General features: G+C 47.3%; 17 protein-coding genes and 2 tRNA genes. 9 read left to right on the forward strand and 10 right to left on the reverse strand.

Features of this window, described 5'->3' with window-relative positions:
• Position 1: 1 nt before the first annotated feature.
• From CTN_RS06180 to CTN_RS06210, 7 genes are read left to right on the forward strand one after another with little or no spacing between them, the layout of a single operon-like run.
• Positions 2-952, forward strand: a complete 951-nt coding sequence (locus CTN_RS06180) for a CBS domain-containing protein (RefSeq protein ID WP_015919728.1) — start codon at positions 2-4, stop codon at positions 950-952.
• Positions 930-1259, forward strand: a complete 330-nt coding sequence (locus CTN_RS06185) for a DRTGG domain-containing protein (protein ID WP_015919729.1) — start codon at positions 930-932, stop codon at positions 1257-1259. The genes CTN_RS06180 and CTN_RS06185 overlap by 23 nt, the downstream gene beginning before the upstream one ends.
• Positions 1256-1945, forward strand: a complete 690-nt coding sequence (locus tag CTN_RS06190; RefSeq protein ID WP_015919730.1) for a PHP-associated domain-containing protein — start codon at positions 1256-1258, stop codon at positions 1943-1945. Before CTN_RS06185 ends, CTN_RS06190 begins: the two co-directional genes overlap by 4 nt.
• Positions 1939-3354, forward strand: coding sequence for a glutamate--tRNA ligase (gene gltX / locus CTN_RS06195; RefSeq protein ID WP_015919731.1), 1416 nt, complete (start codon positions 1939-1941; stop codon positions 3352-3354). Before CTN_RS06190 ends, gltX begins: the two co-directional genes overlap by 7 nt.
• On the forward strand, positions 3351-4124 hold the full coding sequence (locus CTN_RS06200; protein WP_015919732.1) for an alpha/beta hydrolase: 774 nt from the start codon (positions 3351-3353) through the stop codon (positions 4122-4124). Before gltX ends, CTN_RS06200 begins: the two co-directional genes overlap by 4 nt.
• A gap of 1 nt (position 4125) precedes the next feature.
• On the forward strand, positions 4126-5142 hold the full coding sequence (locus CTN_RS06205) for an AI-2E family transporter (protein ID WP_015919733.1): 1017 nt from the start codon (positions 4126-4128) through the stop codon (positions 5140-5142).
• A 13-nt stretch (positions 5143-5155) separates the two neighbouring features.
• Positions 5156-6202, forward strand: coding sequence for a tetratricopeptide repeat protein (locus CTN_RS06210; RefSeq protein ID WP_015919734.1), 1047 nt, complete (start codon positions 5156-5158; stop codon positions 6200-6202).
• Here the strand turns inward: CTN_RS06210 and guaB are convergent.
• The 5 genes from guaB to CTN_RS06235 form a co-directional block, all read right to left on the reverse strand.
• Positions 6193-7641 (reverse strand): IMP dehydrogenase, encoded by a 1449-nt coding sequence (gene guaB, locus CTN_RS06215; protein ID WP_038067689.1) that lies wholly within the window; start codon positions 7639-7641, stop codon positions 6193-6195. The genes CTN_RS06210 and guaB overlap by 10 nt on opposite strands.
• Positions 7642-7652: 11 nt before the next feature.
• Positions 7653-8891, reverse strand: a complete 1239-nt coding sequence (locus tag CTN_RS06220; protein WP_015919736.1) for a M16 family metallopeptidase — start codon at positions 8889-8891, stop codon at positions 7653-7655.
• Entirely contained in the window at positions 8863-10986 is a 2124-nt protein-coding gene (pnp, locus tag CTN_RS06225; RefSeq protein ID WP_015919737.1) for a polyribonucleotide nucleotidyltransferase, read from the reverse strand. Before pnp ends, CTN_RS06220 begins: the two co-directional genes overlap by 29 nt.
• A gap of 73 nt (positions 10987-11059) precedes the next feature.
• The gene (gene rpsO, locus CTN_RS06230) at positions 11060-11329 is read right to left on the reverse strand and encodes a 30S ribosomal protein S15 (protein ID WP_015919738.1); all 270 of its coding nucleotides are present in this window, start codon (positions 11327-11329) and stop codon (positions 11060-11062) included.
• Positions 11330-11432: 103 nt separating this feature from the next.
• Positions 11433-11508, reverse strand: a tRNA-Gly gene (locus CTN_RS06235).
• 104 nt (positions 11509-11612) lie between these two features.
• On the opposite strand from CTN_RS06235, the gene CTN_RS06240 reads away from it, so the two are divergent.
• Positions 11613-11689: transfer RNA gene (locus CTN_RS06240), tRNA-Met, on the forward strand.
• A 154-nt stretch (positions 11690-11843) separates the two neighbouring features.
• Here the strand turns inward: CTN_RS06240 and CTN_RS06245 are convergent.
• The 3 genes from CTN_RS06245 to CTN_RS06255 are packed head-to-tail and all read right to left on the reverse strand — an operon-like array spanning position 11844 to position 13945.
• Positions 11844-12281: a pyrimidine dimer DNA glycosylase/endonuclease V gene (locus CTN_RS06245; RefSeq protein ID WP_012896509.1), complete on the reverse strand. Its 438-nt coding sequence runs from the start codon at positions 12279-12281 to the stop codon at positions 11844-11846.
• A 4-nt stretch (positions 12282-12285) separates the two neighbouring features.
• On the reverse strand, positions 12286-12978 hold the full coding sequence (locus CTN_RS06250) for a hypothetical protein (protein ID WP_038067691.1): 693 nt from the start codon (positions 12976-12978) through the stop codon (positions 12286-12288).
• A gap of 1 nt (position 12979) precedes the next feature.
• A complete protein-coding gene (locus CTN_RS06255; protein WP_012311161.1) occupies positions 12980-13945 on the reverse strand; it encodes an aromatic ring-hydroxylating oxygenase subunit alpha in 966 nt (321 codons plus the stop codon).
• A 123-nt stretch (positions 13946-14068) separates the two neighbouring features.
• Here CTN_RS06255 and CTN_RS06260 point away from each other — a divergent pair, with 123 nt between their 5' ends.
• Entirely contained in the window at positions 14069-14371 is a 303-nt protein-coding gene (locus CTN_RS06260; RefSeq protein WP_244857327.1) for a hypothetical protein, read from the forward strand.
• Between the two features lie 283 nt (positions 14372-14654).
• Here the strand turns inward: CTN_RS06260 and CTN_RS10110 are convergent, their stop codons facing one another.
• Together CTN_RS10110 and CTN_RS06270 are read right to left on the reverse strand one after the other, a co-directional pair.
• Positions 14655-14906, reverse strand: a complete 252-nt coding sequence (locus CTN_RS10110; protein ID WP_015919741.1) for a hypothetical protein — start codon at positions 14904-14906, stop codon at positions 14655-14657.
• 206 nt (positions 14907-15112) lie between these two features.
• Positions 15113-15445, reverse strand: coding sequence for a helix-turn-helix domain-containing protein (locus tag CTN_RS06270; RefSeq protein ID WP_012311164.1), 333 nt, complete (start codon positions 15443-15445; stop codon positions 15113-15115).
• Positions 15446-15528: the final 83 nt, after the last annotated feature.

The following is a 15528-nucleotide window of genomic DNA, read 5'->3' on the forward strand; positions in this document are numbered from 1 at the left end:
AATGAGTGTTTCCATCATAGACAGACTCCAGGCAGTATTCCAGGATGTGAGGGTTTCCGAGTTCATGAATCCCGATGTGGTTTACGTAACACCAGATAAAACCCTCCTTCATGTGAAGGAGATCATGCGCATCAAAAGAATTTCCGGTGTTCCGGTTGTGGACAGTGAAAAGCGCGTCGTCGGGATAGTCAGTCTGGAGGACATAATAAAGGCCCTTGAGGGAGGTTACATAAAGGACAGTGTGGAAAAACGCATGACCAGAAACGTGGTGTGTTTGAGAGAATCCGACACCCTCCAGGATACCGTGAAGACGTTTGAGAAATACGGCTATGGAAGGTTCCCCGTTGTGAACGACGAAGGAAAACTGGTCGGTATCGTCACAAAACACGACATCATATATTTCCTTCTGGCAAAACTTGGCATCATGTACCTTCACGACAAGAGGATGGAAGAGGTTCTCGAAAAGGGCACATCACTGATCACCGGGGAGACTCTGGAAAAAGGAAAGGCGGACTTCGTTTTTCACATAGATTACTTCGACGTCAACATGATAGGCATCGGCGCTTCCAGGTTGAAGAAGTTTCTTCTGGAGCGTGGTGTGGACGAGGAACTGGCAAGGAAAGTGGCAATCGCAACCTATGAGGCAGAAGCGAACGTGGTCATCCACAGCGAGTCCGATGGATACATATACTGCTTCATAGACGACGAAAAGATCACAGTGAGGGTGGAAGACAAGGGAAAGGGCATTGAAAACCTTGAACTTGCCATGAAAGAGGGGTACTCCACGGCACCCGATCACATAAGAGAACTCGGTTTTGGAGCGGGAATGGGTCTTCCAAATATGAGAAGATACTCCGATAAAATGGTCATCATCTCAGAGGTAGGAAAAGGTGTGATAGTCGAGATGGTCTTCTTCAGGAGGGATAAACGTGAGGATAGGGGAGATAGTTGAGAAACTCGGGCTGGAACACGTGTGTGGAGATCTGAACGTTGAGGTAGAGCACGGTTTCACCTGTGACCTTTTAAGTGAAGTTCTTGGAAGGGCACAGCCGTCCACTCTCTGGATCACCGTTCAGTCCCACGTGAACATAGTTGCGGTTGCCACGGTTGTCGGGATAAAAGGAATCATCCTCTGTGATGGGCACGAGTACGAAAGAGAGACGATTGAGAAAGCCAGAGAAAACGGGATAGTCCTTTTGAAAACCAATGAAAACTCCTTTCTGGTTTCCGGGAAGGTGTACGAACTGGGGTTGCGATGAAGGCAGATCTTCATGTGCACACGTGCCTTTCACCATGCGCAGATCTTCTCATGATACCACCTGTTATCGAGAAGGCGGAAGTGGACATTCTTGGGATCGTCGATCACAACAGTGCAAGGAACGCCCTGGCTTTTTCGAAGATGAAGAAGCTTGTGATTCCTGGTGTGGAGATACAGACTGTGGAGGATGTTCATCTGCTCGGCTTCTTCGTAAATTTTGAGGATGCCCTCAAACTCACAGAAGTTTTGTACGAACATCTTCCCAGGTTGAAGCACGATCATGAGAAAATGGGATATCAGCTTCTTGTCAACGAAGATGGTGACTACATCGGATACGAAAACATGCCGCTTGGTTTTCCAGCGAATCTGACGATATCTCAGGCAGTTGATCTTGTTCTGTCCTTCAGAGGAGTGCCAGCCTACGCTCACGTTGAGAGAAGGTTCGGTGTTCTGTACCAGCTCGGTTTTTTCCCGAACCTCGATGTTCCAGTAGCCGAGGTGGTGAGTGAGGAAGGAAGATCGAAAGCGGAGGGAAGATTCAGGGTCATAGTTTCATCTGATGCACACTTTCCCGATGAGGTGGGAAGAAGGTACATAGAACTGAAGGGAAAACCGGATTCACCGAAGAAAGTTCTGGATCAGATACTGGCCGGTGAGTACACACTGGGAGGTGTTCTGGATTGGTGAGGGTGAGATTCGCTCCGAGTCCAACAGGGTTTCTGCACGTTGGTGGTGCAAGAACTGCCCTGTTCAACTTTCTGTTCGCAAGAAAAGAGAAGGGAAGATTCGTTTTGAGAATAGAAGACACCGACCTGGAAAGGTCAGAAAGAGAGTACGAAGAAAAACTCATGGATTCCCTAAGATGGCTTGGACTCATGTGGGATGAAGGACCCGATGTGGGTGGAGATTTTGGACCGTACAGGCAGAGCGAGAGGGTGGAGATATACAGAAAATACGCGGAGATGCTTGTGAAAGAAGGAAAGGCGTACTACGTCTACGCTTATCCAGAAGAGATAGAGGAAATCAGAGAAAAACTACTTTCGGAAGGAAAACCACCTCATTACTCTCAGGATATGTTCGAAGAGTACGACACACCAGAGAGAAGGAGAGAGTACGAAGAAAAAGGTCTTTCACCTGCCGTTTTCTTCAAGATGCCGAGGAAAGACTACACTCTGAACGATGTGGTGAAGGGAGAGGTGGTTTTCAGAAAAGGTTCGATAGGGGATTTTGTGATAATGAGAAGCAACGGTCTTCCCACGTACAATTTCGCATGTGTTGTGGACGACATGCTCATGGAAATAACCCATGTGATCAGAGGGGATGATCACCTGTCGAACACACTGCGGCAGCTTGCAATCTACGAGGCCTTTGAAAGAAAACCTCCCGTCTTTGCACACGTTTCCACCATACTGGGACCGGATGGCAAGAAACTGAGCAAAAGGCACGGAGCCACCTCTGTGGAGGCCTTCAGAGAGATGGGTTATCTTTCAGAGGCGGTGGTGAACTATCTCGCGCTTCTTGGGTGGTCCCACCCGGAAGGGAAAGAGATTCTGAGCATGGAAGAACTTATCGCTTCTTTCTCACTGGACAGGCTCAGTCCGAACCCTGCCATCTTCGATCCACAGAAACTGAAGTGGATGAACGGATACTATTTGAGGAATGTGCCCATAGAAAGGCTGGTGGAACTTTCCAGGCCATTTTTCGAGAAGGCAGGCTTGAAGGTAGACGATGAGGATTATCTGAAAAAGGTCCTGGAGGTCACAAGGGAGCGGGCGGAAACCCTCGCTGATCTACCAGAGGAGGCACGCTTTTTCTTCGAAGATCCAGAGCCGATGGATATACCAGAAGAGTTGAAGCCTGCGTTTGCCTCTCTGAGGGAAGAGATTCAGAGTGTTGACTGGGAGATGGACCACATCGTAAAGATCTTCAAGAAGGTGCTGAAAAACAGCAAAATAAAGCCCAGAGATTTTTACATGACGCTGAGAAGGATTCTCACCGGAAAAGACGAAGGACCGGAACTTGTGAACATAATCCCCATTCTCGGCAAAGAGGTTTTCATGAGAAGACTTGAAAGAGCACTGGGGGGAGGAACATGAACCTTCAAAAGCACGGAGAGGACTGGAAAGGAACAGTTGTGATCGTCCATGGTCTTGGTGAGCACTCCGGAAGGTACAGAAGACTGGTGAGGGAGTTTGTCTCAGAGGGTGTTCAGGTGATCACCTTCGATCTTCCCGGTCACGGAAAAGCCGAGGGAAGACGGGGGCACCTTCGATTCGAAGATGTTTTCAGGATTCTTGAAGACATCACCCGCGATCTAAAAAGATACGTTCTGTTCGGTCACAGCCTTGGTGGACTTTTGAGCATCAGATACGTTCAGCTCTTCCAGCCAGAGAACCTGAAGGGACTGGCGGTGTCTGCTCCCGCTCTTTCACTCTCGGATCCCCCACTGCCGATCCTTGTTCTTTTCGTAAAATTTCTGTCGATGTTCGTGCCATTTCTCACCATGAGCAACAACATAGATCCAAAAGACCTCTCTCGAAGCAAAGAGGCAGTGGAAGCGTACATAAAAGATCCTCTCGTTCACGACAGGATTTCGTTCAAACTTGCCTCGGATATGCTCACACACATGAAAAAGGCCCTCAGAGAAGCTGAAAAAATAACAGTCCCCGTTCTCATTCTTCATGGAACGGACGATCGTGTGGTGCCTTTTGATGGAAGCAAGAAATTCTACGAAGCGCTGAAAACGGAGAAAAAACTGGTGAGCTTTCCCGGTGGCTATCATGAACTGTTCGAGGATCCCGAGCATCAGAAGGCTTTTTACCAGACTCTGGTGGAATGGAGCGTTGAAAAACTCGGGAGGGAATGAATTGGAGAGGGTCAGAAGATTCGTTGAAGACAAGGCGTTCTTCTTCACCACTTTATACGTTCTGATATCTTTTCTGGTGTTCAAGGTGTTTCCAGAAGTTTTTGCGGTCATCACGATGATGATATTTTTCACACTGCTACTGGATCCCGTTGTGCGATTTTTCGAGAAGATGAGGCTTGGAAAACGGGTTTCCCGTGTTGTGGCACTTCTGTTGTTCTTTTTCGTGGTAGTCTACTCTCTCTATGTTATCATTCCTCCTGTGTTCAACGAGTTCGGCAATTTCATCGAGTTCATAACGGGTGTTTTTGAGAACAAGGTGTGGAGAGATTATGTGAGATCGCCCGAGCTGGTTCCCGTCTTCGACAAGATAATGACGTTCCTTGAGCCAAAGCTCAACGATCTATTGAACTACGTCTTCTCGCTGGTGACCACCAATTTCCTCTCCGTTACCACCGTGGTGGTGTTCACACTGTTTGGGCTTGGCTATACCATCTTCTACGTACGTGAGATTGCCGATTTCTTCGTTGCGATCTATCCAAAGAGTGCCAGAGAGGAAGCAAGAGACTTTCTGATCAGCGTTTACAGAAGTATGGGAAGGTACATAAGGGTGATCTTCATAAATGCCCTCATCATCGGCCTTTCGTACTGGATTGTGTTTGAGACTTTCGACCTGAAGTACAGTGCCATCATCAGCCTCTGGGCGTTCGTGACCAATTTCATACCGATAGTCGGAGTGGTTCTCGAGTACGTTCCCGTTCTGCTCTTTTCCCTCACGCTCGGGGTGAAGGGGGTTTTGCTCATCGCCCTGTTCGCTGTACTCATCCACGCTGCCGCCTTCATCGTGTTCATCCAGTTGATGAAGGGGCTGGAAAAGCTCAATCCTGTGTACATAATTCTTTCCATTCTCTTCTTTGGAAAACTCTTCGGTATGTTTGGATCCTTCGTTGGGGTACCACTTGCCCTGTTCTTCAAGGTCTTCTGGAAAAAATTCCTGGAGCCCCTTCTGGAATCGGGGTGATATCTTGCGGAGGATGGCTTTGTTTTTTCTTTTTCTTTCCTCGGTTCTTCTGGCCACTTCTCTCGATGAAATAAAGGAAGTTTCAAAAACAGACGTACAGAAAGCCATCAGCATGTTTCTGAACTATGTAAAGGAGAACCCTTCCGATCCAGGGATCGAGACAGTGGGAGAGTTCCTCTTTGCAAAAAAACGACTCGTTGAAGCTCATCCTTCACTGTCAGAAGAGATCGTCTCCGAAGACCTTCAGGAACTGGTGAAGAAGCTGAAAGATGAAACTTTCCCAGAAGAGGAAACCGATCTTCTGAAGAGAGTTTTCCCGAATCTGGAATCGTTTGTAAGAAGCCTTCAGAGTCTAAGTGATATACTTGAGTTCCCGTTCTTCTGGAAGCTGAACGTTCCCCTGGAGATAGAAAACCCGGACGCTTTCGCAGAAGAACTCATCAATAGATTCTTTGAAAACCCATTCCTGTTCTCTTACGAAGTGATCACCGCTCTCTCAAAGATCAAAAACGCAGAAGAAATAGGTCTTGCCATTGTGCAGAAGATAGAGAATCTGCCGCTCGAAGAGGAAAAATATCCGTATTTTCTGAGACTCTTTGAGATCGCAAGGGCCATGGGGTACGATCGACCAAGCACACTGGAGGAGGAGATCAGAAAGTACTTCTCTTTGATGGCAAGACTGAATTCTTCCCTCTCTTCCGAAGACTCAAAAGAGATCGTCTCTGAATACGAAAGTCTCACCATTCCAAAAGAGAATCTCAGAAAGAAAATGGTTTTCCTCTTCAACGAAAGGAAAGATAGAACAGTCCATAAGACTCAATACATCTACTTTCTCCTGCTTTTGCCTGTTTTTTTGATATTTTCAACGAGATTCAGGGCGTTTCTTTACAGAACCCTCGGTTTGAAAAAAAGAGCAGCTTCGCTCTATTTGAAGCTGCTCCAGAAGAGTCCAGAGAACGTGAAACTCAGATTGAAACTTGCCAGACTTTACGAAGAACTCGGCATGCATGAGAAGGCAATGGAAGAATACGAGATCATAAAGAAACTCTCTCAGGTTTGAATCCAGTAGTTCGGTGCTTCTTTCGTTATGATGATGTCGTGCGGATGGCTTTCCTTCACACCAGCGGGTGTGACTCTGATGAAGACGGCCTTTTCCTGAAGTTCCTTTATCGTCCTGGCTCCCACGTATCCCATACCGGACTTCAGGCCACCGATCAACTGATGCACCACATCCTTCACGGTGCCCTTGTACGGTACCATGCCCTCTATTCCCTCTGGAACGAACTTGTTCTCCCCTTCCTGACCGTATCTGTCGGCACTGCCAGACTTCATGGCACCGAGGCTTCCCATTCCCCTGTAAGCCTTGTATTTTCTTCCCTGATACAGTATCGTTTCTCCCGGAGCTTCCTCTGTTCCTGCAAAGATACTTCCAACCATCACACTCTCGGCACCAGCCGCCAGGGCCTTTACGATGTCACCGGAGTATCGGATTCCTCCATCTGCTATGATCGGAACATCGTATTTTCTGGCAACTTCGGAACATTCCATGATGGCAGTGAGCTGTGGAACTCCGACGCCCGCAACAACCCTTGTGGTACATATGGAGCCAGGTCCAACTCCAACTTTCACCGCATCTGCCCCTGCCTTTATGAGCGCCTCGGTTCCTTCGGGCGTGGCCACATTTCCAGCCACAACTGGCAGATCCGGATAGTCAGCCTTTATCATCTCGAGGGTCTCGATCACTCTCTTTGAGTGTCCGTGTGCTGTATCTATGACGACAACGTCCACCCCTGCCTTGACCAGCTTTTCCACTCTCTCCATAGTGTCGGGACCTGTTCCAACGGCGGCACCAACGAGGAGTCTTCCTTTATCGTCCCTTGCAGCGTTCGGGTGTTCTATCACGCTCAAGATATCTTTGATGGTGATCAGACCAACGAGTTTGTTATCTCTGGAAACAAGGGGCAGTTTCTCTATCCTGTGTTCGTGAAGGATCTCCTTTGCCTTCTCAAGGGAGATATCAGGCGGTGCCACGATGAGCTTTTCTCTTGGTGTCATCAGGTCCTTTATCTTCTTAGAGAGGTTTCTTTCGAACCTGATATCCCTGTTTGTGAGAAGGCCGACGAGTTTTCCCTCTTCGTCCACGACAGGAAGGCCACCTATTTTGTACTCCGACATGAGATCAACTGCCTCTTTCACGGTCATATCCGGTGTCACCGTTATGGGGTCGTAGATGATGCCGTTTTCTGTCTTTTTCACAATCGATACCTGGTGAGCCTGTTCTTCTGGAGAGAGGTTCCTGTGTATGATCCCTATTCCTCCCTCTCTTGCCAGAGCCTTTGCAAGGGCAGCCTCTGTAACGGTGTCCATCGCAGCGCTCACAAGGGGTATGTTTATCCGAATCTGCCTGGTGAGTCTCGTCTGTGTTTTCACGTCTTTTGGAAGTACTTCACTGTACTGGGGAACAAGCAACACGTCGTCGAACGTTAAGGCCTCTTTCATCACATCCCTCCTCAAACTATCATTTCATGATTTTCAAGAATCCTTCCCGACTCAGGGCCTATGCCGAACACACTCCATTTCCCAGATAAGAATTTTTCGTAAGCTCTCTGGTACTTTTCCTGGGTGACGGTTTTCACTTTTTCCACACGATCTTCTAGGGTTTCCAGCGAACTGTGTGAGAGATTATCGATGACAAAACTCATCATTCCAGCCGGGTTGTCCGTTATCATCTCCAGTTTTCCGAGGTACCTCATCTTTCCGTATTCAAAATTCCTCATGAAAAGATCCCTGCTGGAGAGAACCGCTCTGAGTTTTTCGAAGAACTCTTCTATCTTCTCCGGAGACAGAGCAGCGTAGACGATCAGAATTCCTGTCTCCTTGAGTGTGTAGAGCTGGGAAAACACGTCGTAGACGAATCCTTCCTTCTCTCTTATCTCGTGAAATAGAATCGAACTCATGCCGCTTCCCAGGGCGGTGTTCAAAACAAAAAGAGGGTATATATCCTCGTCTTCTCTTCCACAGACAGGCTTTGCGATAGCGACATGCACCTGTTCCAGATCGTTCCTCACTATATACCTGGGCTCTGAAAAGTGAAAAGATGGCGAAGGAGGAAGATCGTTTTTCCCTTCTGATTTTTTCAGGTCTTTCAAAATGTCCTCAAGGAACTTCAGATATTGATCCTTCACTTTTCCGGCAAGAACGATCTTTGTGTCTGAAGGGCTGTAGTTTTTCCTGTGGTATTCTCTGAGATCTTCTGCTGATATCTTCTCTATGGTTTCTCTTCTTCCTATGATCGGTCTTCCGTAAGGTCCGGGCCAGACCGTTTCGATCAGGGTGTCGAACAGTTTGCTCGTGGGATCGTCCTGTGCCATCTTGTACTCTTCGATTATGATCTTTCTCTCTATTTCCGTGTCTTCTGGTGAGAAAACGGGATGGAAGGTGAGTTCCTTCAAAACATCTGCAGTCTTTTCGAAGTGAAACTCAGGCACTTTTGCATAGTACGCCGTAGCGAGTTTGTCTGTGAAAGCATTCAACGATCCACCAACCACTTCAACAGTGTATTTGAGTGAGAAATGATCGTATTTTTTTGTTCCTCGAAACGCCATGTGTTCTATGAAGTGAGATATTCCTGCGAGTTCCTCCGGTTCGTGTGCCGATCCTTTTTTAATTAAAAAGGCGCAGGAGACCGTCCGCGCCTTGTCGAATGGGATAATGAAGGTTTCAATGTCGTTTATTGTGCACTTCTCCATGCTGGGGACTTTCCTCCTTCACACGCTTGAACTGAAGCCTTCCAAGATCGTCTATGTTTATAACCTGTACCTTTATCGTATCACCGACCTTCACCTTTTTCAAGAACTGTCTCATATCCTCTCCAACCTTGCTTTGATGGAGCAAGCCGATCTTTCCGGGCCTTACCTCTATGAACAGTCCATAAGGTTCTATCCTCGTGATCTTTCCTTCGAGGATCTCTCCCACTTCTATTTCTTTGGCGATTTCCCTTATGAGTGCTATTGCATTGTCAACGTTTTCCTCGGAGTTTCCAACCACCTTGACAAGACCTGTTTCATCGTCGATTTCCACTTTCACGTCGAAATCTTTTATGATCTTCTTTATGACCCTTCCACCGGGGCCTATGACGTCTGCCACTTTATCTGGATCGATCTTCGTCACCTTTATGATGGGTGCGTACCTGGACAGGTGTGGTCTTGGGGCAGAGATCGTTTCGTACATCTTATCGAGGATGTACATTCTGGCCTCTCTTGCCTGCATGAGCGCTTTCATGAGTAGTTCATCGGAAACACCGGAAACCTTACAGTCCATCTGGAAGGCGGTGATTCCGTCTCTTGTTCCTGCCACTTTGAAGTCCATATCACCGTAGTGATCTTCCATTCCGATGATGTCGGTGAGTATGACTTCTGCATCTTCTTCGAGGATGAGTCCCATGGCTATTCCGGCAACGTGTTTTCTGATAGGAACTCCTGCGTCCATCAATGCAAGGGATCCAGAACACACCGTTGCCATGGATGAGGAACCGTTCGATTCGAGGATTTCAGAAACCACCCTTATGGTGTAGGGGAACTCCTCCTCGGGTGGCAACATGTTCTTCAGGGCCCTTTCTGCCAGGTGCCCATGCCCGATTTCCCTTCTGCTCGGTCCTCTCAGAGGCTTCACTTCACCGGTACAGAAGGGTGGGAAGTTGTAGTGAAGCATGAACCTTTTTACGCCTTCTTCAAGGAGTGTGTCTATGATCTGAACGTCCATGGGAGCTCCAAGCGTTACGATTCCAAGACTCTGCGTTTCTCCCCTTGTGAAGAGTGCAGATCCGTGTGTCCTTGGAAAAAGTCCCACTTCGCAGGAGATAGGCCTGATTTCGTTTGGTTTCCTTCCATCTGCTCTGATTCCCTTCTCAACGATCAGGCGTCTCATCGTCTTTTTAACGGCTTCTTCGTAGAGTTCGGAAACAAAGGGTTTTATCTCCTCGGGATCAACGATGGAAAGTGCTTCTGCTGTCTGACTGAGGAGTTTTTCCTCGTACTCTTTGAGAGCAGCCTCTCTTTCTTTTTTTGCTTTCACAAGAATTCTTCTTTCGAGTTCTTCTCTGTCCAGAAGGCTGTTGAATGTTTCAACCAGTCCTTCTGGTGGTTCTGGTTCAACAACGGGGATCTTCTCGACGTTGAACTCCGAAAGTATCTCTTCCTGGAAATCGACGAGCTCTTTTATAACGGAGTGTGCAAATCTCAAAGCCTTTACCATATCCTCTTCTGAGACCTCTTTGGCTTCACCTTCAACCATGGTCACGGCATCCTTCGTTCCCGCGACGGTGATATCCATAAGACCTTTTTCGATGTCCTCCTCTGTGGGGAAGGCTATGAACTGACCATCCCTGTAGCCTATTCTGATGCCAGCAACGATTCCTTCGAACGGAATCTTCGAGACGTTCAGGGCGAGTGATACGGCAAAGATGCCCACTACATCGGGTGGAACGTTTGGATCCGCTGAAAGCACCGTCACGATCACCTGAATCTCATTTCTCAATTTTTTTGGAAAGAGAGGCCTTATTGGCCTGTCGATGAGACGGGCTGAGAGAATGGCAGATTCACTGGGCTTCCCCTCTCTTTTGATAAAACCACCGGGGATCTTTCCAGCGGCATAGAACCTTTCCTGGAACTCAACGGTGAGAGGGACAAAATCGATTCCCTCGATCACCTTGTCAGAAATGTTCGCCGTTGCCAGAACAGCTGTGTCTCCAAATCTCACCAGAACGGCTCCACTTGACTGTTTTGCCACTTTTCCATGTTGGACTACGAGTTCTCTTCCGAGAATCTCTCGTCGCCACTCTTTCATGTTTCCATCACCTCATCCTGTTTAATTTAAATCAGGAAGCGGGCAACAAGCCCGCTTCCCCCTCCTGAAAATTTTATTTCCTGATACCTAACTTGGCAATGAGTTCTCGGTAGACTTCTGGTTTTTTGCGTCTCAAATACTTCAAGAGTTTCCTTCTTCTTCCGATCATCTTCATCAGGCCTCTTCTGGAGTGAAAGTCCTTGGGGTGCTTTTTCAGGTGTTCTGTTAAGTGTTTGATCCTCGCTGTGAGAAGGGCGATCTGTACCTCAACAGAACCGGTGTCGTTTTCGTGAATCTGAAACTCGTTGATGATCTCTTTCTTCTTTTCTGGGTCAAGCGCCACTTCACCACACCTCCATCTTTCAGTCTCCGCCAGTCCAGGTTTCCCCGGACTGGGGTCGAAGATGATTATACCACAAAAATATACCCCGGCGTTTGCCGGGAAATGGAGCGGGCGACGGGATTCGAACCCGCGACCCCCAGCTTGGGAAGCTGGTGCTCTACCAGCTGAGCTACACCCGCTCGTCTGTTTTTAATTTTATCATATACCACAGAGAACTTGCAAGATACCCTCCCCTTGACAGGCAACAAAAGAAATGCTATAGTATAAAAACGGATCTAGACGGTGCGGGGTGGAGCAGCCTGGTAGCTCGTTGGGCTCATAACCCAAAGGTCGTGGGTTCAAATCCCACCCCCGCTACCAGATCGATATGAACAGCCCGGCCGTTTTGGCCGGGTTATTTTGTTTTTATGGGTTCTTGCCTTAAGTGTTCGTGGATAGAAAAGGATATGACTGTATCCAGTGAAAGAAAACGAAGGCATGAGAACGGGGTAAACCAGAAAAGGTTCGTATCCATTCAAGGGAAGACTCCTTTTTCCCAGTGTTCTACTTTTCCCTCGATGATCAGAAACACAGGACTGGCGTGGATATCCTTTTCGCTTTTCAATGTTTCATATCGCTCTGGATCTCTTTTCTGAAGTTTCTTGAGGAGGTGGTGAAACTCATATTCAAGTTGGCCCTTCGTGACCGGGATCTTTTCCTTGAGTTCCACTACCTCTATCTTCCTGATGTCAAAGCGGTAGCCCCTCCTTTCCGCTTCCCTCCATACCTCAAAGAGGTAGGCGTTTATGGCCTTTAACGGCTCTGAATGGTTTTTAAAACGTTCAAGCTGCGGGTGGTTTCTGTACCCCCTGGTCTTTCCTTCGAGCACTTTTTTAGCCAGTAAACTTTCCCTCCAGAGTGCCACGAGCCCTTTGGCGTCAAGGTATTTTGGGTGGAGCGACCAGAGACGCAGGTTCTCACCTCCACAGGTATGGTACTATGCTATAGCCCGTCCAGAAGAGCAGGCCGAGGTTCAGAAGAAAGTGTGGTATGAACGTGAAAACCATGTTTCCGGACTGACGCCATACCACTATGTGGATGAACCCTGAAATGGTCGTCATCAGCACAAACGCCACCCCAAAGAATCCCTCGGGACTTGCTACATGGAGGAACTTTGTCCAGAACATCGTGTGTATTAGCCCCACGAAGGCGGCGAAGAACACCAGGCCTGCAAGGCGATATCTGAGCCTGGGTTTTTCAGGGTACAGGTCCCATGAATCAAACAGGTAGAGCCAGAGTATCTGTTCGGTCGAAGCATTCACCGGAGCCCACAAAAGTGCCGTAAGGAGAACACCAAACCGGTCAACTTCCTCAACTCTAATCCGTGCCTGGTAGGCAAAGAATAGGGCCGTGAGTATTACAAGGACGTTCACATAGAACCACTTGGGAGGCTTTTTCGGGAAGGGTGTTCCATAGCCTACAACGCCTCTTCTCAGCTTCACAAGGCCCCAGGCGAGGGAGTAGTAGATAAGCATGGGAATGAGGACCCCGCTCAGATCATAGAGCCATCCCGCCACAGCAGGGAGAGAGAAGGCTATTACAGCTGAAAGCAGGAGGTCAAGGTGCTTTGGTCTCCATGAAGTCGGGTCATAGGTTTTCACTCCGGACATCTCACTGACCTCCACCAAACAGGAAATCAATCAGTTTCTTTTCCTTATAAAGCCTTTTGCGAAACTCCATTATGGGCAGGTCACCCTGGACGAGGACATCTTTCCTTATGTCCCTCTCCTGGGTCTCCACAACTCTCCTATCCTGGTGGAGGATTATCCTGTTTAAGGGCATGCTTAAACGGGCTATGATGGAATCAACGGGTTTCAATCCCGTCATTTTCACGTAAAAGCGGAGGTATATCATGGTTTTCTGCCTGTCCACGGGAACAAAAAAGGCTACCACTCTCGTACCTTCACTTATGTGGTTCTGCCAGAGGTTGGGAAATATGAACTCAAGGTAAACCCTCGACTCCTCCCCGCTGAGTTCCTCGGGTCTTTTGACCCTCTGCCCCCTATCGACCTCGTTGAACACGTAAAAAATGAAACTGTCTTCGTCTATCCACTTGACGACGGGGCCGTGGACCAGGGTCCTGTTTCCCCGGCCTATGGTGGTTCTGTGGACGAAAGGTAGGTGCATGACGTCGAGCTGGTTCTCAACCGCCCTCGGGAACGGGACGTTCCAGAGCTCCCTGAACTCCGCATAAGCGAAGTCCTCATCTATATCATCGAAGAACTTTGGCTCCTTCTCTGGCTCTCCTTCTCCGAACCAGAGCCATATTATGTTATTTTTTTCGTAAACCGGGTATGAATTAACCCTAAATCTATCAGGAACTTTGTAGTTCTTCCCGAGGGCCGGTATAAGCCTCACCCTGCCGTTACCGTCGTACTCAAACCCGTGAAAGGGGCACTGGATTCTATCGTTTATAACCTTCCCCGCTGAGAGCCTAGCCCTCCGGTGCACGCAGAAGTCTTCCAGGGCGTAGACTTTTCCCAAGCTGTCCCTCCAGAACACCAGGTCTCTCCCGAGTCGCCTAACTCCAACGGGTTTTCTCCTCACCTCATTCGATGAAAGAACTGCAAACCACATTGAAGACACTTCTTGCGGCGGCCCCCCATCGTCCGTTGTTTGTTTTTTCTTAATGATACCATAGTTTTGGAATTGGAAAAAACGAGAGTGATCTCAGAACGGTCGAATGAGGAGGTGATTGTGGTGATCAGAAAAACTGTGAGAGGAACAGACGGCAGAGAGTACACTTTTGTGGCAAAAGAAGGAACGTTTGAAGAGCTTACAGGGCTTGGTACGACCATCAGAGGGCACATACCTGGAACGGACTCTCCTTTCTACGGCGTTTTAGAAGACGGAGAAGAAGGCCTCAGAGCCTGGATTATGACGTTTCGTGTTGTAAACCGTGTTCCCATCGACAGTGAGACAGAAGAAGAACTTGTTCGTCTCTTTTTACCACTAGTGGAACGAAGAAGAATAGACCGTTCTATCTTGCTGTACGTTGAATGAAGCCAGATGGATGTCCGGTCTTTTCTGGGACAACCTCATTTACAGAAAACACATCCCCTCCAGGAAATTGTGATAAATATCTCTTGATGTGTTAACATAAAAACACAAAGTTGGATCATATGCGAAAAGCTTAGAAATGTTATGAAGATAGAAGTGCCCGAATGATTTCAAACTATCCTATGTTATGATTGAAATAACGCATCTTTTAAATATGGCAATTTAACTAGGTTCGTTCAATATGTTGCATTTATTGATAAACAATCCGCGAAGTTAACTCTGGCGACTAATTTTTTATTTCAACTTTTGTGAGGTCCACCATTGGGATAAGTATAGGATGAATTCCCATTTGAGCAGTCGTTGTAGCGATGAAAGAACGGGCTATAACAAGCAAGTTCATCAAACCGTTGTACCTGCAGAGATTATCAAATAAATCCTTTTCGCTTTCTTTGAGATCAGCTTCGAAATTACCTTTTATTCTCACATAAATATCATGAACCTGCACGTTTTCTTGCTTTCCTTCTATGTGAACACCCAAAATAATGCTTCTAAAAAACTGTTGCCCTGTCGAACTATTTCTTTAAATTCTGGTTCGAGTTCGAGTTGGTAATCAATAAAATTGCCTTTTACTTCTTTTAACTGAAATCTTGCTTCTTCAATGAAGTAACCCAGCATTCTGAAAAAACTCTTTGAAGGGATAATACTATTTTTTTGCTTCATCACGCAGCGACACTCCTTTGAGTTTCAAAAGCCATATCTTGGTGATTTATTTTCCTCTTCTTCTGGCAGTAACCCAAGAGATATTTTGATTTTACCACCAAGTGCAGCGACTATCTTTGCCAGCACCCTAATAGATATGTTTTTCTCTCCTGTTTCAATTTTTGAAACCATAGACTGGGATACTCCAAGCTTTTTGGCCAGATCTTTCTGGGTCAGGTTGTGCATCTTCCTATAGGCTAGCAGCTGACCTCCTATCTGAGACATCACTTCGATAAAAACTTTTTCCTCTTCAGAATGATGAAATCCCATTTCTTCGAACAATTCAAAAACATCGGAATACTTTTTGAATTCCTTCACCTCCGTCACCTCCTCTTAGATCTTTCACAATATTCCCGTGATCTTTTGTAATCTTTTCTTTGCGTTGTTTATAGCTCTGTCAT

Source organism: Thermotoga neapolitana DSM 4359 (assembly GCF_000018945.1).
Lineage (GTDB): Bacteria > Thermotogota > Thermotogae > Thermotogales > Thermotogaceae > Thermotoga > Thermotoga neapolitana.